Origin of the sequence: Pseudomonas marginalis, from assembly GCF_900105325.1 — a bacterium.
GTDB classification, from domain to species: Bacteria; Pseudomonadota; Gammaproteobacteria; order Pseudomonadales; family Pseudomonadaceae; genus Aquipseudomonas; species Aquipseudomonas marginalis.
This window is the reverse complement of the sequence record NZ_FNSU01000003.1, coordinates 4,206,633-4,228,889: the sequence shown is the minus strand read 5'-3', so window position 1 is coordinate 4,228,889 and position 22,257 is coordinate 4,206,633. Positions and strand designations below refer to the sequence as shown.

19 protein-coding genes are annotated in these 22,257 nt (G+C 61.4%); 11 read left to right on the top strand and 8 right to left on the bottom strand.

Annotation, left to right across the window (positions count from 1 at the left end; genetic code table 11):
• Window positions 1–103: 103 nt before the first annotated feature.
• Window positions 104–1,597, top strand: a complete 1,494-nt coding sequence (locus BLW22_RS29080) for an aldehyde dehydrogenase (RefSeq protein ID WP_027608295.1) — start codon at window positions 104–106, stop codon at window positions 1,595–1,597.
• 147 nt (window positions 1,598–1,744) lie between these two features.
• Window positions 1,745–2,887 carry an MFS transporter gene (locus BLW22_RS29075; RefSeq protein ID WP_074847980.1) on the top strand — a complete coding sequence of 381 codons (1,143 nt, stop codon included), beginning with the start codon at window positions 1,745–1,747 and terminating at the stop codon, window positions 2,885–2,887.
• Window positions 2,888–2,899: 12 nt separating this feature from the next.
• Here BLW22_RS29075 and BLW22_RS29070 read toward each other — a convergent pair whose 3' ends face one another.
• Together BLW22_RS29070 and BLW22_RS29065 are read right to left on the bottom strand one after the other, a co-directional pair.
• Window positions 2,900–4,465 carry a phospholipase D family protein gene (locus BLW22_RS29070; protein WP_065926708.1) on the bottom strand — a complete coding sequence of 522 codons (1,566 nt, stop codon included), beginning with the start codon at window positions 4,463–4,465 and terminating at the stop codon, window positions 2,900–2,902.
• A 62-nt stretch (window positions 4,466–4,527) separates the two neighbouring features.
• Window positions 4,528–5,952 (bottom strand): aminotransferase-like domain-containing protein, encoded by a 1,425-nt coding sequence (locus BLW22_RS29065; RefSeq protein WP_065926707.1) that lies wholly within the window; start codon window positions 5,950–5,952, stop codon window positions 4,528–4,530.
• Window positions 5,953–6,118: 166 nt separating this feature from the next.
• Between BLW22_RS29065 and BLW22_RS29060 the strand changes: the two genes are divergently transcribed.
• Window positions 6,119–6,343: a DUF1127 domain-containing protein gene (locus BLW22_RS29060; protein ID WP_065926706.1), complete on the top strand. Its 225-nt coding sequence runs from the start codon at window positions 6,119–6,121 to the stop codon at window positions 6,341–6,343.
• Here the strand turns inward: BLW22_RS29060 and BLW22_RS29055 are convergent, their stop codons facing one another.
• Window positions 6,344–7,636, bottom strand: coding sequence for an NAD(P)/FAD-dependent oxidoreductase (locus BLW22_RS29055; protein WP_074847978.1), 1,293 nt, complete (start codon window positions 7,634–7,636; stop codon window positions 6,344–6,346).
• A 115-nt stretch (window positions 7,637–7,751) separates the two neighbouring features.
• On the opposite strand from BLW22_RS29055, the gene BLW22_RS29050 reads away from it, so the two are divergent.
• Window positions 7,752–8,105, top strand: coding sequence for a YkgJ family cysteine cluster protein (locus BLW22_RS29050; RefSeq protein ID WP_065926704.1), 354 nt, complete (start codon window positions 7,752–7,754; stop codon window positions 8,103–8,105).
• On the opposite strand, the gene BLW22_RS29045 is transcribed toward BLW22_RS29050, so the two are convergent.
• Complete coding sequence (locus BLW22_RS29045) at window positions 8,102–8,590, bottom strand: Lrp/AsnC ligand binding domain-containing protein (RefSeq protein WP_003176896.1); 489 nt, start codon at window positions 8,588–8,590, stop codon at window positions 8,102–8,104. The genes BLW22_RS29050 and BLW22_RS29045 overlap by 4 nt on opposite strands.
• A gap of 156 nt (window positions 8,591–8,746) precedes the next feature.
• Between BLW22_RS29045 and dadA the strand changes: the two genes are divergently transcribed.
• The 6 genes from dadA to BLW22_RS29015 all read left to right on the top strand — a co-directional run bounded on the left by dadA (window position 8,747) and on the right by BLW22_RS29015 (window position 14,841).
• Window positions 8,747–10,048, top strand: a complete 1,302-nt coding sequence (gene dadA, locus BLW22_RS29040) for a D-amino acid dehydrogenase (protein WP_074847975.1) — start codon at window positions 8,747–8,749, stop codon at window positions 10,046–10,048.
• Entirely contained in the window at window positions 10,020–10,373 is a 354-nt protein-coding gene (locus BLW22_RS29035) for a RidA family protein (RefSeq protein ID WP_074847973.1), read from the top strand. Before dadA ends, BLW22_RS29035 begins: the two co-directional genes overlap by 29 nt.
• A 79-nt stretch (window positions 10,374–10,452) precedes the next feature.
• Entirely contained in the window at window positions 10,453–11,526 is a 1,074-nt protein-coding gene (alr, locus tag BLW22_RS29030; RefSeq protein ID WP_065948739.1) for an alanine racemase, read from the top strand.
• Between the two features lie 116 nt (window positions 11,527–11,642).
• Window positions 11,643–12,191 carry a cupin domain-containing protein gene (locus tag BLW22_RS29025; RefSeq protein ID WP_003176893.1) on the top strand — a complete coding sequence of 183 codons (549 nt, stop codon included), beginning with the start codon at window positions 11,643–11,645 and terminating at the stop codon, window positions 12,189–12,191.
• 180 nt (window positions 12,192–12,371) lie between these two features.
• Window positions 12,372–12,782 carry a c-type cytochrome gene (locus BLW22_RS29020; protein WP_043293857.1) on the top strand — a complete coding sequence of 137 codons (411 nt, stop codon included), beginning with the start codon at window positions 12,372–12,374 and terminating at the stop codon, window positions 12,780–12,782.
• A gap of 136 nt (window positions 12,783–12,918) precedes the next feature.
• Entirely contained in the window at window positions 12,919–14,841 is a 1,923-nt protein-coding gene (locus BLW22_RS29015; RefSeq protein ID WP_074847971.1) for an acetyl-CoA hydrolase/transferase C-terminal domain-containing protein, read from the top strand.
• A 135-nt stretch (window positions 14,842–14,976) separates the two neighbouring features.
• On the opposite strand, the gene BLW22_RS29010 is transcribed toward BLW22_RS29015, so the two are convergent.
• From BLW22_RS29010 to rep, 3 genes are all read right to left on the bottom strand, one after another.
• Window positions 14,977–16,125 carry an integrase core domain-containing protein gene (locus BLW22_RS29010; RefSeq protein ID WP_065924691.1) on the bottom strand — a complete coding sequence of 383 codons (1,149 nt, stop codon included), beginning with the start codon at window positions 16,123–16,125 and terminating at the stop codon, window positions 14,977–14,979.
• Between the two features lie 127 nt (window positions 16,126–16,252).
• Window positions 16,253–16,825: a xanthine phosphoribosyltransferase gene (locus tag BLW22_RS29005; protein WP_074847969.1), complete on the bottom strand. Its 573-nt coding sequence runs from the start codon at window positions 16,823–16,825 to the stop codon at window positions 16,253–16,255.
• A gap of 58 nt (window positions 16,826–16,883) precedes the next feature.
• A complete protein-coding gene (gene rep, locus BLW22_RS29000; RefSeq protein ID WP_027608306.1) occupies window positions 16,884–18,893 on the bottom strand; it encodes a DNA helicase Rep in 2,010 nt (669 codons plus the stop codon).
• A gap of 255 nt (window positions 18,894–19,148) precedes the next feature.
• Between rep and BLW22_RS28995 the strand changes: the two genes are divergently transcribed.
• Window positions 19,149–20,822: a putative bifunctional diguanylate cyclase/phosphodiesterase gene (locus tag BLW22_RS28995; RefSeq protein ID WP_065926694.1), complete on the top strand. Its 1,674-nt coding sequence runs from the start codon at window positions 19,149–19,151 to the stop codon at window positions 20,820–20,822.
• On the opposite strand, the gene BLW22_RS28990 is transcribed toward BLW22_RS28995, so the two are convergent.
• Window positions 20,819–22,231: a NorM family multidrug efflux MATE transporter gene (locus tag BLW22_RS28990; RefSeq protein ID WP_065926693.1), complete on the bottom strand. Its 1,413-nt coding sequence runs from the start codon at window positions 22,229–22,231 to the stop codon at window positions 20,819–20,821. The genes BLW22_RS28995 and BLW22_RS28990 overlap by 4 nt on opposite strands.
• Between the last annotated feature and the right edge of the window lie 26 nt (window positions 22,232–22,257).

Sequence of the window (22,257 nt, the reverse complement as noted above, 5' to 3'; positions counted from 1 at the left end):
GCAGCTGCCTTTGAGCCGAACAGCTGGCTGGCGGGCAAGCATTCTTTGAGGCTGCCGGGGGACATCGCCTGGCCCTTGTATTCAATAAGAGGAGGACACTCGCATGACCACCCTGACCCGTGCCGACTGGGAACAACGCGCCAAGGATCTGAAGATCGAAGGCCGCGCCTACATCAATGGCGAATACACCGCTGCTGTTTCCGGCGACACCTTCGAATGCATCAGCCCGGTCGATGGTCGCCTGCTGACCAGTGTTGCCAGTTGTGACGCCGCCGATGCCCAGCGCGCCGTAGAAAATGCCCGCGCCACCTTCAATTCCGGTGTCTGGTCGCGCCTCGCGCCGGCCAAACGCAAAGCCACCATGATCCGTTTCGCCGCGCTGCTCAAGGCCAATGCCGAAGAACTGGCGCTGCTCGAAACCCTGGACATGGGCAAGCCGATCAGTGACTCCCTGAACATTGACGTACCCGGCGCGGCAAATGCCCTGAGCTGGAGCGGCGAGGCAATCGACAAGATCTACGACGAAGTCGCAGCCACCCCGCACGATCAGTTGGGTCTGGTGACCCGCGAGCCGGTCGGCGTGGTGGGTGCCATCGTGCCGTGGAACTTCCCGCTGATGATGGCCTGCTGGAAACTCGGCCCGGCGCTGTCCACCGGTAACTCGGTGATCCTCAAGCCGTCCGAAAAATCTCCACTCACCGCCATCCGCATCGCGGCCCTGGCCGTTGAAGCCGGTATTCCGAAAGGCGTGTTCAACGTGCTGCCGGGCTACGGCCACACCGTCGGCAATGCGCTGGCGCTGCACATGGACGTCGACACACTGGTGTTCACCGGTTCGACCAAGATCGCCAAGCAACTGTTGATCCGCTCCGGCGAATCGAACATGAAGCGTGTATGGCTGGAAGCCGGCGGCAAGAGCCCGAACATCGTTTTTGCCGATGCTCCGAACCTGCAAGCCGCTGCCGAATCCGCTGCCAGCGCCATCGCCTTCAACCAGGGTGAAGTCTGCACTGCCGGTTCGCGCCTGCTGGTGGAACGTTCGATCAAGGACACCTTCCTGCCGCTGGTGATCGAGGCCCTCAAGGGCTGGAAGCCCGGCAACCCGCTGGACCCGGCGACCAACGTCGGTGCCCTGGTGGACACCCAGCAGATGAACACCGTGCTGTCGTACATCGAAGCCGGCCACACTGACGGCGCCAAGTTGGTGGCGGGTGGCAAGCGCATCCTGGAAGAGACGGGCGGCACCTACGTCGAGCCGACGATTTTCGACGGTGTAACCAACGCCATGAGAATCGCCCAGGAAGAGATCTTCGGCCCGGTGCTGTCGGTGATCACCTTTGACGGCGCCGAGGAAGCGATCAAGATCGCCAACGACACCCAATACGGCCTCGCCGCTGCGGTGTGGACGTCGGACATTTCCAAGGCGCACCTCACCGCCAAGGCCCTGCGTGCCGGTAGCGTGTGGGTCAACCAATACGACGGCGGCGACATGACCGCACCGTTTGGCGGCTTCAAGCAGTCGGGTAATGGTCGCGACAAGTCGCTGCATGCGTTCGACAAGTACACCGAGCTGAAGGCGACCTGGATCAAGCTGTAAGCAACACCGCAGGCAAATGTGGGAGGGGGCTTGCCCCGATAGCAGTGTGTCAGGCACTAACAGTGCTCAATGATCCACTGCAATCGGGAGCAAGCCCCCTCCCACACTGTTTTGTGTGAACCCATGATTATCCACAGGAGCGTGGCAATGCGTTGGGCGACCTATTTCGCCGTCCTGGCCTCGGTGCTCAGTGTCGGCCTGGCCCTGGGCGTCAGCATGCCGCTGGTCTCCCTGCGCCTGGAGGGCTGGGGCTACGGCAGTTTCGCGATTGGCGTAATGGCCGCCATGCCGGCCTTTGGCGTATTGCTCGGCGCCAAGGTCTCCAGCCGTCTGGCCGCCTGGCTCGGCACCGCGAATCTCATGCGTCTGTGCCTGTGGGCTGGCGCGGTGTCCATCGGTTTGCTGGCCATTCTGCCCAGCTACCCGATATGGCTGGTGTTGCGCCTGATGATCGGGGTGATCCTGACCATCGTGTTTATCCTCGGTGAAAGCTGGATCAACCAGTTGGTGGTGGAGCAGTGGCGTGGCCGGCTGGTGGCGCTGTATGGCTGCAGTTATGCCTTGAGCCAGCTCTCGGGCCCGTTGCTGCTGGGCCTGATCGGCACCGGCCATGACTATGGCTTCTGGGTCGGCGTTGGCCTGCTGGTGGTGGCTCCGCTGGCATTGCTGGGTCGCTCTGGTGCGCCCAGTGCCGAATCGTTCAGCGTGACCTTCGCGGATTTGTGGCGCTTCTGCCTGAGCCTGCCGGCGATTGCCTGGGCGGTGGCGCTGTTCGCCGCGTTTGAGGCGATGATCCTGACGCTGCTGCCGGTGTATTGCCTGCAACAGGGCTTCACTGCCGAAATTGCCTTGACGATGGTCAGCACGGTGGTGGTCGGGGACGCGCTGCTGCAGCTGCCCATCGGGGCACTGGCGGATTATCTGCCACGACGCACGCTGTTTTTGAGTTGCGCACTGCTGTTGCTGGCATCGAGCCTGGCGGTTCCGTTGCTGATGCACACGCTGCTGATCTGGCCAATATGGGTGCTGTTCGGCGCCAGTGCCGGCGGGTTGTTCACGTTGTCGCTGATCCTGATCGGCGAGCGTTATCGTGACGATGCGCTGGTGCGTGCCAATGCCCACATCGCGCAGTTATGGGGTATCGGTTGCCTGATCGGCCCGCTGGTGGCCGGCGCCGGCAGCCAATGGATCAGCGGGCACGCGCTGCCGTGGCTGATGGCGGGCGGGGCCTTGGGTTTGGTGGTGCTGTTGCTGCGCCAAGGCGCATTCGGTGCTGCTCAGCCGGCTTGATCCTCGCTGTTCCTAGAGCATGCGTTCCAGGCCGACCGAGGTGGCGAACCAGGCATTGAACCGTCGCCACCAACTGCCCGGTTCACGGGTCAGGGTGTGCAGTTGGCCGTTGTCTTCGGTCACCCATACCACGTTGCCGTCCTGCAGTTTCGCCTCGTAGCTCAGGGCCGGCGCCATGCCTTGCAGGGCGAGATTGCGCACGTGTTCCGCCAGTTCGGGGCTGTCCACCAGCACGCCGACCTCGGTGTTCCACAGCACGGAGCGCGGGTCGAAATTGAAAGAGCCGACAAACGATTTTTGCCGATCAAAGATCATCGCCTTGCTGTGCAGGCTCGAGTCCGAGCCGCGGAACGTGCCTCGACGAAACAGGTGCGGGCCGCTGCCGCCGCCGTCACCCGGTTGGCGGCGTAGCTCGTAGAGTTTTACCCCGTGCTCCAGCAGCGCCTTGCGGTACGGTGCATAGCCGCCATGTACGGCAGGCACGTCGGTGGCTTCAAGGGAGTTGGTCAACAAGCTCACCGATACGCCCGCGTCGGCGCGCCCCGTCAGGTACACCAGCCCGGGCTGTCCCGGCACGAAGTACGCCGAGATCATCATCAGTTCATGGTTGACGCCTTCCAGCTCCGGGGCCAGTTGCGTGGTCAGCAGCAGGTGCGGGTCCGGGTCGGCCTTGGACAGCACCTTGCTGGGTGCGTCCCACAACGCCTGGTTCCAGGCCCAGATCAGTTCGCGGCGCCAGATGTCCATGCGCGGCTGGGTCTGGTAGGTGCGCAGGCGCGCGTACAGCGCGTGCTTCTGCTGGCGCGATTCGGCCAGCGACGCCTCCAGGCTCAGGCGCGCGGCGGCCAGGTCACCTTTGGAGGGCGTATTGGAGACGAAATCATCAATGGGTTTGCTCAGGGCGCTGTTCCAGTACTGATCGAAACTGTGCCCGAGTTGCTCGGCCACCGGCCCCACGCTGAGCATGTCGATATCGGTGAAGTTCAGGTTGGGCTCGGCGTCGAAATACTCATCCCCCAGGTTGCGCCCACCGACGATGGCCACGCTGTTGTCCGCCAGCCACAGCTTGTTGTGCATGCGCCGGTGTTGCAGCGACAGGTTGAACAGGCGGCCCATGGCGCGCGTCACACCGGTGCTGCGTCCCAGGTGCAGGGGGTTGAACAGGCGAATCTCGATCTTGGGGTGGGCGGCGAGGGTGGCGATGATCTGGTCGAGGCCGTCGCTGGTGGTGTCATCCAGCAGGATGCGCACGCGCACGCCACGGTCGGCGGCCTTGAGCAGTTCATCCACCAGCATCCGCGTGCTGATGCCGTCGTGGACGATGTAGTACTGCAGGTCAAGGCTGGTCTGGGCATTGCGGATCAGCTCGGCGCGGGCCATGAAGGCTTCGCTGCTGTTGGGCAGCAGGCGAAAACCTGAACGGCCCTGGTAAGGCGCGGCCTGGGCCTGGATCGAGCGGCCGAACGACGATTGGGCGGCCGGCAGGGCATCGCTGGGTATGCGCGGGGTACTCACCGTGGCGCAGCCGCTCAAGGCCAGGGCTCCCAGCAGGAAAAACGGTAAAAGCCGTCGAATCATCAAGGGAGTCGTGTCCAGGTCAGGGCGGTTGTCGACATATGACGGCGGTTTCTTGCGAAAGGTCAGTCCACCGTTTCGGCCAGCATCTTGATCGCGGCAGCGCCGACTTTGCGCACGGCCTCTTCAATCTGGGCGGTAGGCTTGGCAGCGTAGTTCATGCGCAGGCAGTTACGGTACTTGCCCGACGCGGAAAAGATGCTTCCCACAGCCACCTGTACGCCTTGTTCCACCAGTGCGCGGTTGAGCTTGAGGGTGTCGAAGCCTTCCGGCAGTTCTATCCACAGCATGAAGCTGCCTTGTGGGCGGCTGGCGCGGGTGCCGGCAGGGAAGTAGCGGCTGACCCAGTCGAGCATCAGGTCGCGATTACGCTGGTATTGTGTGCGCATCCGTCGCAAATGCGGTTCGAAATGACCCCCTTTGAGAAACTCGGCAATTGCGATCTGCGGCTGCGTGGCGGTGGAGCCGGTGCTGATGTACTTCATGTGCAGTACCCGCTCCAGGTACCGGCCCGGAGCGACCCAACCAATGCGCAGGCCTGGCGCCAGGGTCTTGGAGAACGAACTGCACAGCAGCACACGACCGTCTTCGTCGAAGGATTTGATGGTGCGCGGGCGTGGGTAGCTGTAGGCCAGTTCGCCATACACATCGTCTTCGATGATCGCGACGTCAAAGCGCTGGGCCAGGGTCAGCAATGCGCGTTTGCGCGCTTCCGGCATGATGTAGCCCAGCGGGTTATTGCAGTTGGGGGTCAGCTGGATGACCTTGATCGGCCACTGTTCCAGTGCCAGTTCCAGGGCTTCGAGGCTGATGCCGGTGATCGGGTCGGTGGGGATTTCCAGGGCTTTCATGCCCAGGCCCTTGAGGGTCTGCATGGCCCCGTGGAAGCTGGGCGAGTCCACCGCGACGATATCGCCCGGCTCGCAGATGGCGTGGATGCTGGCGGACAGCGCCTCGTGGCAGCCGGTGGTAATCACGATGTCCTCGGCCGTCAGTTGGCAGCCAGAATCCAATGACAGCCGGGCGATTTGCTCGCGTAGTTCCATACAGCCGAGAATATTGTCGTAATACAGCCCCGGCAGATCCTGGCGCCGGCTGACGCGGGCCAGGCTGCGCAGCAGGGGTTTGAGGGTGGGTGACAATACGTCCGGCATGCCGCGGCCCATCTGTATGACGTCTTTGCGCGGAACGGCGCGAATCAGTTCCAGCACCAGATCCCACTGGGAGATTTCCACCGGGCGCTGGGCCGGGCGGCCGACCTCGGGCAGCGCCGGCAACTCCCGGCCCACCGGTACAAAGTACCCAGACTTGGGCTTGGGCATCGCCAGGCCATTGTCTTCCAGCAACCGATACGCCTGCTGCACGGTGCTCAGGCTGACCCCGTGCTCCACGCTCAAGGCGCGTACGGACGGCAGTCGATCACCAGGGCGATAGAACCCCTGTTCGATGCGTGTGCCCAGCAATTCGGCGAGGTTGACGTAAAGCGTCATGGCGGTCGCTCCCAGGGGACCAGTACAGATAGGGGGAAAATACAGGATTCAGCCGCGCATAGGCAGTGTCTGTATGGATTTAATAAAGGTTGGTTGAATCTGTAATGGTTTTGTCTGCTCGCCCATTCTAGCCACTCATGGCAACAGGCAAATGAGGGGCAGCAAAATGAACGGCATGAGTGATGTGCGGCTGACGTTACACAGTCAGGAATTGCAGGCTGGGCAAGAGCGGGCGACGTCGCCGCGCGAGATCAGCCGCTGGAGCTTGTTCTGGCACCGCCGCCATACGCGCAAGGCCTTGCTGCACTTGACTCGCGAGCAATTGCGCGACGTTGGGTTGACCCTGGAGCAAGCCCGCCAGGAAGGCTTGAAACCCTTCTGGCGCGATTGATCAGACCAGCTCTTTGAGACGGTGCCAGAGCATTCCCAAGGCCAGCAGCGGCGAGCGCAGGTGCTTGCCGCCGGGGAAGGTGATGTGTGGCACCCGGGCGAACAGGTCGAAACGCCCCTGCTGCTGGCCGCTGATGGCTTCGGCCAGCAGTTTGCCCGCCAGGTGTGTGGCGTTGAGGCCGTGGCCTGCGTAGGCCTGGGCGTAATACACGTTGGGCTGATCCGCCAGGCGGCCGATCTGCGGCAGGCGGTTGGCGCCGATGCCGATCATGCCGCCCCATTGGTAATCGATCTTCACGTCGGCCAGCTGTGGGAACACCTGCAGCATCTTTGGCCGCATGTAGGCGCCGATGTCCTTGGGGTCGCGTCCGGAGTAGTGACAGGCGCCGCCGAATAACAGGCGACGGTCGGCGGACAGCCGGAAGTAATCCACCGTCACGCGCTGGTCACACACCGCCATGTTCTGCGGCAGCAGGTTGGCGGCTTGTGCTTCGCTCAACGGTTCGGTGGCGATGATGTAGCTGCCGGCGGGCAGCACCTTGCCGCTCAATTGCGGGTTCAGCCCATTCAGGTAGGCATTGCAGGCCAGCACCAGGGTCTTGGCGCGCACATGGCCCTGGGCGGTGTGCACCTTGACCTCGGGGCCGTAGTCGATACGCGTGACTTCGGACTGTTCGAACAAACGCACGCCTAACTGCTGCGCCGCAGCTGCTTCACCCAGCGCCAGGTTCAGCGGGTGAAGATGGCCCGAGCCCATGTCGATCATGCCGCCCACATAGCGGTCGGAGCCGATGACGCTGCCCATGTCGCTCGCTTGCAGCAAGCGTACTTCGTGGCGATAGCCAAGGCTGCGCAGTTCTTCGGCGTCTTCGGCAAGGCCTTGCAGGTCGCGAGGCTTGTTGGCCAGGTCGCAGTAGCCCCAGGTCAGGTCGCAGGGGATCTGGTAGCGTTCGACACGTTCACGCACGATCTCCACGGCTTCCAGGCCCATCAGCTTCATCTGGCGCACGCCATCGGTGCCGATCACGTTGGTGAACTGCTCCAGGCCATGACCGACGCCGCGAATCAACTGGCCGCCATTGCGCCCGCTGGCGCCCCAGGCGATCTTGCGCGCCTCCAGCAGAACCACGCTGAAGCCGCGCTCAGCCAGCTCCAGGGCCGTGTTGAGCCCGGAGAAACCGCCGCCGATCACGCACACATCAGCGCCCACCTCGCCCGTCAACGCCGGGTAGTCGGGTTGCGGTACGCTGCTGGCGGCGTAGTAGGAAGAGGTGTGCCGGGCGCTGGCGGTCATGGGGAGCATCCCTGTTTGGAAAATTTGACGCAGGATACAGCGGTCGGACGAAGCTGTCTGCGCGGGGCGTTTTGCTTCAGAATCCACCTCTATTCGCCGTTCGGTACCTGTTTCGATGAGTTGCAACAGTCAGAAAATCAGCGCGCTGCGCCGTCAGATTCCTTCGTTCGAGTGCGTCCCCGGCTGCCACGACTGCTGTGGGCCGGTCACCACTTCGCCCGAGGAGATGTCGCGCCTGCCACGCAAGACCGCTGCCGAGCAGGACGCCGCAATGGACGAGCTGAACTGTGTGCACCTGGGCCCCCACGGCTGCACCGTGTATGACGAGCGGCCGCTGATCTGTCGGCTGTTCGGTACCACGAAGACCTTGCCATGCCCCAATGGGCGGGGGCCGGTGGAGCTGATTCATCCACGGGTGGAAAAGCAGATCCATGAATACATGGCGAGCACCCGGCAGGTGCTGGTTTAATCGGGAATAGGCAGGTTGAGGCTCTCCTTGACCTCTTCCATCACGATATAGCTCTTCGATTCCCGCACATGGGGCAACTTGAGCAGGATGTCGCCGAGCAATTTGCGGTACGAGGCCATCTCGGAAATCCGCGCTTTCACCAAGTAGTCGAAGTCTCCCGAGACCAGGTGGCACTCCAAGACATGGGGCAGTTTCAGCACGGCGCGGCGGAACTCTTCAAAGGTGTCGCCGGATTTGTAATCGAGGCTGATCTCGACAAATACCAGCAAACTTCCCTTCAAATGCTGTGGGTTTAGACGCGCGTTGTAGCCCATGATGATCCCCTCGCGCTCCAGTCGCCGTACCCGCTCGGTACACGGCGTGGTGGAGAGCCCGACCTTTTCCCCCAGCTCGGTGAACGAAATTCGCCCATCGGTTTGCAGGATGCGCAGGATGTTGCGGTCGATCTTGTCCAGCTCCCGCTTGGTCTGGGTGTTGGTACGCATAGGGGATACGCCTCTGTGAAAAGGGTTTTTGCCGAGAATTGTCGCCAAATATAGGCATTTATATAGTGAAATGCACTGGTGATTGCTTTTTATACTGCGCCCATCATTGCTCGAATAACACACGTCAGCGGCTAAGCCCGTGATGAGGATATAAAAATGCGCGTTCTGGTCTTAGGTAGCGGCGTCATTGGTGTGACCAGTGCCTACTATTTGGCGCGGGCCGGCTTTGAAGTCGTTGTAGTCGACCGTCAGCCTGCGGCTGCCATGGAAACCAGTTTCGCCAACGCCGGCCAGGTGTCCCCAGGCTATGCATCGCCATGGGCCGCGCCGGGCGTGCCGCTCAAGGCCATCAAGTGGCTGCTGCAACGCCACGCGCCGCTGGCGATCAAGGCCACTGCCGATATCGACCAATACCTGTGGATGGCGCAGATGCTGCGCAACTGCACCGCCAGCCGTTATGCGGTGAACAAGGAGCGCATGGTGCGCCTGTCCGAGTACAGCCGTGACTGCCTCGACGAATTACGTGCGCAAACCGGCATCGCCTACGAAGGCCGCAGCCTCGGGACTACCCAGTTGTTCCGTACCCAGGCCCAGTTGGATGGCGCCGCCAAGGACATTGCCGTTTTGAAAGAGTCCGGTGTGCCGTTCGAGCTGCTCGACCGCGCCGGTATCGCCCGTGTTGAGCCGGCCCTGGCCAGCGTCACCGATATTCTCGCCGGTGCCCTGCGCCTGCCCAACGACCAGACCGGCGACTGCCAGATGTTCACCACCCGCCTTGCCGAGATGTGCAAGCAGTTGGGTGTGGAGTTTCGCTTCGAACAGGACATCCAGCGCCTCGACTCCGCCGGCGACCGCATCAACGGCGTATGGATCGACGGCAAGTTGGAAACCGCCGACCGCTACGTGCTGGCCCTCGGCAGCTACTCGCCGAAGCTGCTCAAGCCGCTGGGGATCAAGGCGCCGGTGTACCCGCTCAAGGGCTACTCGCTGACCGTGCCGATTACCAACTCGGCGATGGCGCCGACGTCGACCATTCTCGACGAGACCTACAAGGTCGCCATCACCCGTTTCGACAACCGCATCCGCGTCGGCGGCATGGCTGAAATAGCCGGTTTTGACCTGTCGCTTAACCCGCGTCGGCGTGAAACCCTGGAGATGATCGTCAACGACCTTTATCCTCAGGGCGGCGATCTGGCCGAAGCCACGTTCTGGACCGGCCTGCGCCCGACCACACCCGACGGCACGCCGATTGTCGGTGCCACGCCGTTCAAGAACCTGTTCCTCAACACCGGCCATGGCACTCTCGGTTGGACCATGGCGTGCGGCTCCGGTCGCCTGTTGGCCGACCTGATGGCGAAGAAAACGCCGCAGATCAGCGCCGAAGGCCTCGATATTTCCCGTTATGGCAACCACCAGGAGTCCGCAAAACATGTCAATCCAGCGCCAGCTCACCAATGAGCGCATGAGCCAGATCGTTGTTCACAGCGGTACCGTGTATCTGGCCGGGCAAGTCGGTGACGACATGAACGCCGGGATCGAACAGCAGACCCGTGAAACCCTGGCCAATATCGAACGTTTGCTGGACTTGGCCGGCACCGACAAAACCAAGCTGCTGTCGGTGACGATCTACCTGAAGGACATCGACGCCGATTTCGCCGGTATGAACGCGGTGTGGGACAAGTGGCTGCCCAAAGGCGTCGCCCCGGCCCGCGCCACGGTTGAAGCCAGGCTGTGCGAACCGGAAATCCTGGTAGAGCTGTCCGTCATGGCCGCGCTGCCTTAAACAACGCTCCCTCTCCCGGTGCTGACGCTGTTGGTCGGCGCCGGTTTTTCTTCACTTTGCCGCCTAGAAGCCTGCCGCCATGCGTCCTGCCCGTGCCCTGATCGACCTCCAAGCCTTGCGCCATAACTACCAACTGGCCCGTGAAGTCACGGGGGCCAAGGCCCTCGCCGTGGTCAAGGCCGACGCCTACGGCCATGGTGCCGTACGCGTTGCCCAGGCGCTGGAAGCCGAGGCCGACGGGTTTGCCGTGGCGTGCATCGAGGAGGCGCTGGAGTTGCGCGCCGCTGGTATTCGCGCGCCAGTGCTGCTGCTGGAAGGCTTTTTCGAAGCCGACGAGTTGCCGCTGATCGTCGAGCATGATTTCTGGTGCGTGGTGCATTCGCTGTGGCAACTGGAGGCCATCGAACAGGCCCGGTTGAGCGCGCCGCTGACCATCTGGCTCAAGCTCGATTCGGGGATGCACCGCGTTGGCCTGCACCCCAAGGATTACCACGAGGCTTACCAGCGCCTGCTGGCCAGCGGCAAAGTCGCAAAGATTGTGTTGATGAGCCATTTTGCCCGTGCCGATGAACTCGATTGCGTCAGCAGCAACGAGCAAGTGGCGGTATTCGATGCGGCGCGCCAGGGCCTGGTGGCGGAGGTCAGCCTGCGCAACTCGCCGTCGGTCCTGGGCTGGCCGAGCGTATCCAGCGACTGGGTGCGTCCTGGCATTATGCTTTATGGCGCCACACCGTTTGGTGAGGACCAGGCCTTGGCCGCGCGTTTGCAGCCGGTGATGACCCTGGAATCGAAAGTGATCTGCGTGCGTGAACTGCCAGCCGGCGAGCCGGTGGGCTACGGCGCCCGGTTCATCACACCTAAACCGATGCGTATCGGCGTGGTTGCCACGGGCTATGCCGACGGCTACCCGCGCCATGCGCCCACCGGCACGCCGGTGCTGGTGGCGGGGCAGCGCAGCCAATTGCTGGGTCGCGTGTCCATGGACATGCTGTGTATCGACCTGACGGACGTCCCCGAGGCGGGTCTTGGTTCCACGGTGGAGCTGTGGGGCAAAAATATCCTCGCCAGTGACGTCGCCGCCGCTGCCGAGACCATCCCGTACCAGATCTTCTGCAACCTGCGTCGTGTGCCAAGGCTCTATTCCGGCGCTTGAGCGACAGGGACGAACACAGCTCCCTGGGATTTAGGCCCAAGTGTTGTAAATACTGAACGCTGTCGCCATGATAACGCTCAATTACAACAACGCCTGAATCCTAGGAGGCTCCCGCATTGGACGTCGGTGAACGACTGCAATCCATCCGTAAGCTGAAGGGTCTTTCCCAGCGTGAGCTCGCCAAGCGCGCGGGTGTCACCAACAGCACCATTTCGATGATCGAAAAAAACAGCGTCAGCCCCTCGATCAGTTCCTTGCGCAAGGTGCTGGGCGGCATCCCCATGTCCATGGTCGAGTTCTTTTCCGAGGAGATCCTCCAGGAAATACCGACGCAGATCGTCTATAAAGCCAATGAGCTGATCGACATCTCCGACGGCGCCGTCACCATGAAGCTGGTGGGCCGTGCGCACCCGAGCCGGGCAATTGCGTTTCTCAATGAAATCTACCCGCCTGGCGCCGATACAGGCGAAGAAATGCTCACCCACGAGGGCGAGGAAACCGGGATTCTGGTGGAAGGCCGTCTGGAGTTGGTGGTCGGTCTTGAAACTTTTGTGCTCGAAGCCGGCGATAGCTACTACTTTGAAAGCACCAAGCCTCATCGTTTCCGTAATCCGTTCGATGTGCCGGCGCGACTAATCAGCGCAGCCACACCCGCGAACTTTTAACAAAAGAGGCGTCCTGCCAGCGTTGCAGAGACCCCGAGCTGTATTCCGTGAGACCGAATCTCCCTTTATTTAATAGGGTTGTTTCGGCCAGGCGGGCTAACCGTTATACTTTCGCCGCCTGCGAAACCGTGGCCGCAGGCGTGAATAGCCACCATTGAGGGTGAACGCGTGAACCTAATTATGAAAATGCTGGCTGCACCAGCAACCGTACTGGCCCTATGGGCTGTCAGCGCTCAAGCTGCGACCAACGATGACATTGCCAAGCGCCTGGAGCCGGTTGGCCAAGTCTGCGTCCAGGGCCAGGAGTGCAAGGGCATGGAAGTGGCGGTAGCTGCGGGCGGGGGCGCTGCGAAGACGCCCGACGACATCATCGCCAAGCACTGCAACGCATGCCACGGTACCGGGCTGCTGGGCGCGCCGAAAATCGGCGACACCGCTGCCTGGAAAGAACGCGCCGACCACCAGGGCGGCCTTGATGGCATCCTGGCTAAGGCCATTACCGGTATCAACGCCATGCCGCCTAAAGGCACCTGTGCGGATTGCTCGGATGATGACCTGAAGGGCGCGATCAAGAAGATGTCCGGCCTGTAACCGTCGATCTTCGTCAAAAATGCCGCTTACGAGCGGCTTTTTTGTGGGTGTGATGTGTGTTTCGAGGCTGTTCTTTGCAGCAAAGACCCGCCATTCTCTGTCCAACCCCTAATCATGGAATGTTCAGGAGGGTCGGATGGTGCAGTTGTGTTCAATCGAGCAAGCAGTTGACGATGTACTCGCGCGGCTACCGGCGCATATCCACATGGGCATGCCCCTGGGGCTGGGCAAGCCCAACCTGTTTGCCAATGCACTGTACCGGCGTATCGCCAAGCTGCCGGAGCGGGCGCTGACGATTTACACCGCGTTGAGCCTGGGCCGCCCGACCTTGGGCGATGGCTTGCAGAAACGCTTTCTCGAACCCTTTATCGAGCGGGTGTTTGGTGATTACCCAGAGTTGGAGTTTCTCGCCGCGCTGCATTCAGACAGCCTGCCGAAGAATATCCATGTGCAGCAGTTCTTCATGCAGCCCGGCAGCCTGCTTCATAGCACTTCGGCCCAGCAGGACTATGTCAGCAGCAACTACAGCCATGCCGCCCGCGACATCAACGCCGCCGGCTTGAACCTGGTGGCGCAGTTGGTCGCGAGCAGCGCCGAACACCCGGATCGCCTGAGCCTGAGCTGCAACCCCGACATCACCCTCGACCTGCTGCCCATGATCGCCAAGCGCCGTGAAGCGGGCGAAACCGTCTTGATCGTTGGCCAGGTTCACACCGAGTTGCCCTACATGCCGGGCGACTCGGAGTTGGGCATGGACGCGTTCGACTACCTGATCGATGCAAAGGACAGCACCACACTGTTCTCCACACCGAACATGCCGGTGGGGTTCCAGGACCATTTCATCGGCTTGCATGCCAGCACCCTGGTGCGCGACGGGGGCACCTTGCAGATCGGCATCGGCTCCATGGGGGATGCGCTGACCGCCGCGTTGCTGGCACGCCAGGCAGACAATGAAGCCTATCGACTGCTGCTGACGGACATCGATGTGTACCAGTGGGCCCCGCTGATCAGCCGGGAAGGCGGTGTCGAGCCCTTCGCCCGTGGCCTCTACGGTTGCAGCGAAATGTTCGTCAACGGCCTGTTGGTGCTGGCGGATGCGGGGATTATCCGGCGCAAGGTCTATCCGGATGTGGCTACCCAGGAGCAAGCCAACGCCGGTTTGCTGGACGATGCGGCGCAGCCCGACGGCGTTTCGATCCACGGCGGTTTCTTCCTGGGGCCGCGCAGTTTTTACCAGCGCCTGCAGGAGATGACCCACGCCAAGCGCCTGGAATTCAACATGACCCGCATCAGCTACATTAACGAGCTGTACGGCCAGGAAGAACTCAAGCGCCTGCAGCGCCAGGATGCACGGTTTATCAACAGCGCGATCACGGTGACGTTGCTGGGCGCAGGCGTGGCCGACCAGTTGGAGGACGGTCGCGTGCTCAGCGGCGTGGGCGGGCAATACAACTTTGTGGCTCAGGGGCATGCGCTGGAGGGCGCGCGCTCGATCCTGATCCTGCGCAGTTGGCGTGAGTCGGCGGGTGAGGTCAGTTCCACTATCGTCTGGGAGTATGGGCATTGCACCATTCCTCGGCACCTGCGGGACATCGTCATCACTGAGTACGGCATTGCCGACCTGCGTGGGCAGACGGATGCCAAGGTGATCGAGGCGTTGCTCAACATCACCGACTCACGCTTCCAGGCCGACTTGATCGAACAGGCGCAAAAGGCCGGCAAGTTGCCCAAGGATTTCCAGCTCGATCCGCGCTTCAGCGACAACACGCCGGAGCGGCTCCAGGGTATCCAGGCGCGGCATCGACGTTTGTTCCCGGAGTATCCGCTGGGCAGCGATTTCACGGACGAAGAGCGGGATCTGTTGCGCGCCTTGAACTGGCTCAAGAGCAAATTCAAGCTGACGGAGATTCTGGAGTTGGGCAAGGCGGCGCTGGATGCCCCGGAGCCCCAGGCGTTTCCCGAGCATCTGAAGCGGATGGGGTTGGATTCGCCGGAGGGTTTGAAGGAGGATCTCTATCAGCGTCTATTGCTCGCTGGCTTACAAGCAACCGCACACTAAAAACCAACACAGATCAAAATGTGGGAGGGGGCTTGCCCCGATAGCGGTGTATCAGTCCCAAATGTGTTGGCTGACCCGCTGCTATCGGGGTGTAGAACCGTAGACATCGTTTACATCTGAAACCGGGGACATCGTTTACACATTTGAGGCCTGGACGCGGGTCATACCTCGTCCAAGCCTCCCCAAGGGATAATCACACAGGTACAAATCCCAAGCTTCATCTTCAGCTTCTTTGAGCCCTATCCTTTCCCCGGACAGCGCCTCGCTGATAAATACCAACTTGCCGTTCCACTTGATCGATCCGTCCTGCCTGACGCTTCGAACTTTCATTTCTGCCGGATATTCCACATCGGGCAAGCATCCTGGATAAATTCGGGTGGACGGCACATACAAGTCTCCCGGACGTTTCATGCCGAGCGCTTCGTGAGGGCGTACGTAATTAAACTCATGCCTGAAATGCTCCAGCAAAAGCTGCTGCTCGACTAAGTTTTTCCCTAAGGGCAACTCAAGTTTCAAGCTACGGTGCATTCGTTCATGGCGACCATTCTGGGCGGGTCTTCCCGGCATGGTTCGCTCGGGATAAATACCCAGCCGAATCCACCAAACTGCCAGTGTGGATATTCTTGCCAGGCCAGGAGAGGCGAACGGTACCCCGTTGTCCGAACGGATAACTTCCGGCATGCCGTACTCCTGAAAAAGCCTCTCAAAGGCCTGTTTTACAGGCTGGGTCATGATCTTGGGATGGGCCCTGCACGCTAAAATCAGCCGCGACGCATGGTCTGTGACGGTCAAAGGGAAGCACATCTGAGCATTAAGCATCTTGAACTGCCCTTTGTAGTCAGCACACCACGTCTTGTTAGGTTCGTCGGCCTTTCGCATTTGTGCGTGGGAAATGCTGTGTCGGCGTTTGAAGCGCCGCTTTTTGACGAGCCCAAGTCGGTCAAGCCATTGACCGGCCGTACTTGGAGAGGGCCAGGTGACGGAGGGATCTTCCAGCCGTAATAGCTCGAGAAGCTTTTTCGGCCCCCATTTATCGTGAGCCTCCTTCATCGCGACTACACGGGCCAAAATCTCGTCGTCGGTTTTATTTGGGCTGTTGTGAGGTCGCCGGGACAGTTCGGATAAAGACCTCAAATCGCCGTCGTGCCGGGCAATCCACTTATCGACGGTAGGTCGGCTAACGTCAAAGCGGCGTGCCAACTGGCTTTTGGTGAAGTTGCCAGAAAGCCAATCAGCTACCAGCTTGATTCTTTGATTCATGGGGGACTCTTGGTTCCAGGGCATGATCAGTTACCTCCTGATCATGCGTATTAGCCTGTAAACCATGTCCCCGGTTAGAAATGTAAACGATGTCCCCGGTTTGTACCGGGGCAAGCCCCCTCCCACCTGTTTAACCGCGTGCAGGCAACGATTATTCGATGAAGGTGACGACGCCACCGGCCAGCGACTTCACCCGCGCCAGCGACTCAACCCGATAACCCTGCGCATCCAACTCCGCACGGCCACCTTGGAACGACTTCTCGATCACAATCCCCAAGCCGGCAACGGTCGCACCGGCCTGCTTGATGATCGAAATCAGCGCTTGGGATGCCTTGCCGTTGGCCAGGAAGTCATCGATCACCAGTACGCGGTCGCTGCTGGTCAGGTGGCGCGGCGAGATCGCCACGGTGCTTTCGACTTTCTTGGTGAAGGAATACACCGTCGCCGACAGCAGGTTTTCGGTCAGGGTCAGGGACTGCTGCTTGCGGGCGAAAATCACCGGCACGCCCAGGTTCAGGCCCGTCATGATCGCCGGTGCGATGCCCGACGCTTCAATGGTGACGATCTTGGTGACGCCCGAGTCCTTGAACCGCGCGGCGAATTCGTCGCCGATCAGTTTCATCAGCGCCGGGTCGATCTGGTGATTCAGAAAGGCGTCGACCTTGAGTACCTGATCGGAAAGCACGATGCCTTCTTCGCGAATTTTCTTGTGCAGTGCTTCCACGGAAAGCTTCCTCTAATGGCGGGTTGTGCGCCGAAAGTAGATTGAAAAGTAGTCGATTCTAGCGCTTTAACATCGCGCGTATATCCGCCAGGGCGGTGTTGCCGCGAACGGCCTTCACCTCGGTCGGGGTGTCGTCATTGCCTTCCCAGGCCAGGTCATCCGGCGGCAATTCGTCCAGGAACCGGCTGGGGGCACAATCGATGATTTCGCCGTATTGCTTGCGCTTGGCGGCAAAGGTGAAGGCCAGTGTCTGACGTGCGCGGGTAATGCCCACGTAGGCCAGGCGCCGTTCTTCCTCAATAGTGTCGGCTTCGATGCTGGAGCGGTGCGGGAGGATTTCCTCTTCCATGCCCATGATGAACACGTAGGGAAATTCCAGGCCCTTGGACGCATGCAAGGTCATCATCTGTACACCTTCGGCGCCGTCTTCCTCTTCCTGCTGACGCTCGAGCATGTCGCGCAGCACCAGCTTGCCGATGGCGTCCTCGACAGTCATTTCGCCGTCTTCGTCTTTTTCCAGGGTGTTCTTCAACGCTTCGATCAGGAACCAGACGTTGCCCATGCGGTAATCCGCGGCCTTGTCGCTGGAACTGTTGGTGCGCAGCCAGTTTTCATAGTCGATGTCCATGACCATGCTGCGCAGGGCGCTGATCGGGTCTTCGCCGGCGCACTGCTCACGTACCTTGTCCATGAAGCGCTTGAAGCGCGACAGGCGATCGGTGAAGCGCGTGTCCAGGTGTTCGCCCAGGCCGATTTCATCGGTGGCGGCGTACATCGAGATCTTGCGTTCGGTGGCGTAGTTGCCGAGCTTTTCCAGGGTGGTGGAACCAATCTCGCGGCGCGGCACGTTGATCACGCGCAGGAAGGCGTTGTCGTCGTCCGGGTTCACGATCAGGCGGAAGTAGGCCATCAGGTCCTTCACTTCCTGGCGTCCGAAAAAGCTGTTGCCGCCTGACAGCCGATACGGGACCTGGTGGTGCTGCAATTTCAGCTCGATCAGCTTGGCTTGGTAGTTGCCGCGATAAAGGATCGCGAAGTCGCTGTAGGGGCGGTCGGTGCGCAGGTGCAGGCTGAGGATTTCCACCGCCACGCGCTCGGCTTCGGCGTCTTCGTTGCGGCAGCGGATCACGCGGATCTCATCGCCGTGGCCCATCTCGCTCCACAGTTGTTTTTCAAACTCGTGGGGGTTGTTCGAGATCAGCACGTTGGCGCAACGCAGGATGCGGCTGGTGGAGCGGTAGTTCTGCTCCAGCATCACCACTTTCAGGGACGGGTAGTCGTCCTTGAGCAGCATCAGGTTTTCCGGGCGGGCGCCGCGCCAGGCGTAGATCGACTGGTCGTCGTCGCCCACCACGGTGAACTGGTTGCGCGTACCGATCAGCAACTTCACCAGCAGGTATTGGCTGGCGTTGGTGTCCTGGTATTCGTCCACCAGCAGGTAGCGCACCTTGTTCTGCCACTTTTCGAGGATGTCGGCGTGTTCCTGGAACAGCTTCACCGGCAGCAGGATCAGGTCGTCGAAGTCCACCGCGTTGAACGCCTTGAGCGTGCGCTGGTAGTGGGTGTAGACGATGGCGGCGGTCTGTTCCTTGGGGTTGCGCGCGTTTTCCAGGGCTTCGGGCGGCAGGATCAGGTCGTTTTTCCAGGCGCCGATCATGTTCTTGATCTCGTCGACGCCGTCGTCGCCTGCGTATTCCTTCTGCATGATGTCGGTCATCAGGGCCTTGACGTCGGTCTCGTCGAAGATCGAGAAGCCCGGCTTGTAGCCCAGCCGCACATGCTCCTTGCGGATGATGTTCAGGCCCAGGTTGTGGAAGGTACATACCGTGAGACCACGGCCTTCGCCACCCTTGAGCAGGGTGCCGACACGCTCTTTCATTTCCCGCGCGGCCTTGTTGGTAAAGGTCATGGCGACGATGTATTGGGCGCGGATGCCACAGTTCTGGATCAGGTGCGCGATCTTGCGGGTGATCACACTGGTCTTGCCGGAGCCTGCGCCGGCGAGCACCAATAGAGGGCCGCCGACGTAGTTCACGGCTTCTTGCTGCCGGGGATTGAGTCGGGACATACGGAATTCAGGGAGTCGTTGTTCAAAAGGGCGGGCATTTTAACAGGCTGGCAAGATTCTGCTGCCCTGGATCGACGGTGTGACGTACCACTCGATCTAAATTTGCCGGTTTTGCTACTTTGCCGCAGGATGTCTGGGTTTTTAAGACAATTGCTTACAGCCTGCGTATTTGATAACCACGATCATTGGTGATTATCAGGCCGCACGTCATAATGCCCGCCGCCAACGAATTTTTGCAGAGTCTAGGGAGCTAGCTTGTCTACGCCTGTCGAACCCTTGCGTTTGCTGCTACTGGCCGATACGCCTGAGTGGGCAGCGTTGTTGCGCGAGTGCCTGGCGCCGATGGGCGATGGGGCTGTGCTGATCAGCGCGCCAAACTGGGACTCGGTGAGTCGTCTGTTCGATGACGACGACAGCGCAGTGCTGTTGACCATGCCCAGCCTGCAACCCGGCCCTGGCCGTTGCAGCTTGCCGTGCGTGTTGTTGTTGGAGCAGGAGCCGCTGGTTCCGCCACTGGGCGTCAGTGACTGGCTGATCCGCAATGCGCTGGACGCCGACACGTTGCGTCGTTGCCTGCGCCATGTGCGTGAGCGGGGGGTGCTGGAAAACACCCTGCAACGCCTGGCCGAGCAGGACCCGCTCACCGGCATCGCCAACCGCCAGGGCTTCCAGACCCTGCTGGCCGCACGGTTGGCCGAGAACGAAGGTCGCGGCCTGGCCCTCGGTCACCTGGACCTCGATAATTTCCGCCATGCCAACGATGCCCTCGGCCACCAGGCCGGCGACCGCCTGATCCTGCAAGTGGTCTCGCGGCTCAAGAGCCAGCTGGAAGCCGGCGATCAACTGGCGCGCCTGGGCAGCGACGAATTCGCCCTGCTGATCGATACGCGCCGCGCGCCCCAGCGTGCGGAGTGGATGGCCGAGCGCATCACCGAAGCCATGGCCGAGCCGTATTGGGTGGATGGCGAAAGCCTGCTGATCGGCTGCAGCCTGGGCGTGGCCCATGCCCGCGCCCGTGCCGGCGCCGACCCGCTGATGTGGCACGCCCATATCGCCATGCAGCAAGCCAAGAGCACCCAGGGCTGTACCTTTCATATCTTCAACGAACGCATCAACCGCAACGCGCGCAGCCTGGCCGACCTGGAAAGCGAGCTGCGCCGTGCCTTGCGCCGTGATGAGCTGGAGCTGCATTACCAGCCGCGCCTCGACCTCGACGACGGGCATATCGTCGGCCTGGAAGCCCTGGTGCGCTGGCGCCACGGCGAGCGCGGCCTGTTGCCGCCGAGTGAATTCGTGCCCCTGGCCGAACAGAGCGGCCTGATTGTACCGTTGGGTTACTGGGTGATTTCCCGGGCCCTGCGTGACATGCAAGACCTGCGCGAACGCGGCCTGCCGCCGCTGCATATGGCGGTCAACCTGTCGTTTCGCCAGTTCCAGGACAGCCAGCTGCTTTCTACACTGAGCCGGCTGATCAGCGAGCGCGGCGTGGAAGCGCAATGGTTGGAGTTCGAACTGACCGAAACCGCCGTGATGCGCCGCAGTGACCTGGTCAAGCAGACCATGGACGCCCTTGGTCGCCTGGGTGTGCGGTTTTCCCTGGATGACTTCGGTACCGGTTTCTCGTCGTTTGTGCACCTCAACAGCCTGCCGATTGCCTTGTTGAAGATCGACAAAAGCTTTGTCGGCGGCATGGAGGAGCGCGAAGAGAACCGCAAACTGGTGCACGCGATGATCAACCTGGCGCACAACCTCAATCTGGAAGTGGTGGCCGAAGGTGTGGAAACCCCCGAGCAACTGGCGCTATTGCGGCTGTTCGGCTGCGACCAGGCCCAGGGTTACCTGATCAGCAAGCCGCTGCCGTTGCCGGAGCTGGTGGAATACCTGACCTTCGGCGACGGCAAGCACACCCGCGTGAGCGAGGGTCTCTAGTCGGCCTGTACCGCCTGAAAGCCGGTGTCGGCTTCGGGCGCCGGGCCTTCCCGGCGAATCATCCGCTTCATCTTCGCTTCAAACGCCCAGGTCAGGCTTATCGCGGCGCAGGCCAGTCCCAGTGCCAGGCCCCACCACACGCCGGTTGGCCCCCAGCCCAACGTGAAAGCCATCAGCCAGGCCGAGGGTGCGCCAATCAACCAGTAGCAGCCCGCACCGATCAGGAACGTGGTCTTGGCGTCCTTGAGCCCGCGAATGCAACCCATGGCGATGGTTTGCACGCCGTCGAACAGCTCGAACCACGCGGCGACGGCCAGCAGGCTCACGGCCAGGACGATCACGTCGTGGAACGCCGGGTTGTCGTGGTCGATCAGCAGTCCTATGAGCGGCTCGGAAAACAGCCACAGCACCGCCGCGAATCCCAGCATTATCGCCGCGCCAAAGCCTATGCCGACACGCCCGGCCATGCGTGCGTGCACCAACTGTCCGGCGCCATAATGCTGGCCGATGCGCATGGTCACCGCGTAGGACATCCCCGCCGGCACCATAAAGGCCACCGATACGATTTGCAGGGCGATCTGGTGCGCTGCCAACTGCGTGCTGCCCATGGTGCCCATGCACAGGGCTGCAAAGGCAAACAGCCCGACCTCCACCGCATAGGTGCCGCCGATCGGCAGGCCCAGGCGCCACAACTCGCGCAGATATTGGGTGTTGAGGTGCAGCAGCCCTGTACTCAGCGGGTAGGCGGCATAGGCCCGGTTGCTGCGGATGTACCACATCAACGCCAGCGCCATGCTGTTGGCGACAATCGCCGTGACCAGGCCGATGCCCATCAAGCCGAGCTTGGGCAGGCCGAACATGCCTTCGATCAGTGCGTGGTTGAGCAGGTAGTTGACCACTGTACCGCCGAGGCTGATCACCATCACCGGAGTGGCTTTGCCGATGGCGCTGGTAAAGCCGCGCAGGGCCATGAAGCTCAGGTAGCCGGGCAGGGCAAACGGCAGCATGGTCAGAAATTGCCCGGCCGAATGTACGTTGGTCTCGGTCTGGCCGAACATCAGCAGCACCGGCTTGAGGTTCCACAGCAGCAGGGCCGCCGCCAGGGCCATCAGCCAGGCCAGCCACAGCCCGGCCTGGGTCAGGCGGGTGGCACCTTCGATATCGCCCGCGCCGTGGCGGATCGCAACCAAGGTGCCCACGGCGGCAATCACGCCGATACAGAAAATCGCGACGAACGAATAGCTTGCGGCACCCAGGCCGCCACCGGCCAGGGCTTCGGGGCTCAGGCGCGCCATCATCAGGGTGTCGGTCAACACCATCAGCATGTGCGCCAACTGCGAGGCAATCAACGGCCCTGACAGCCGCAGAATGGCCCAGAGTTCGGTACGTGCCGGATGCTGCATGATCATCACGCTCAAAAAGTCAGAGGGTTGGG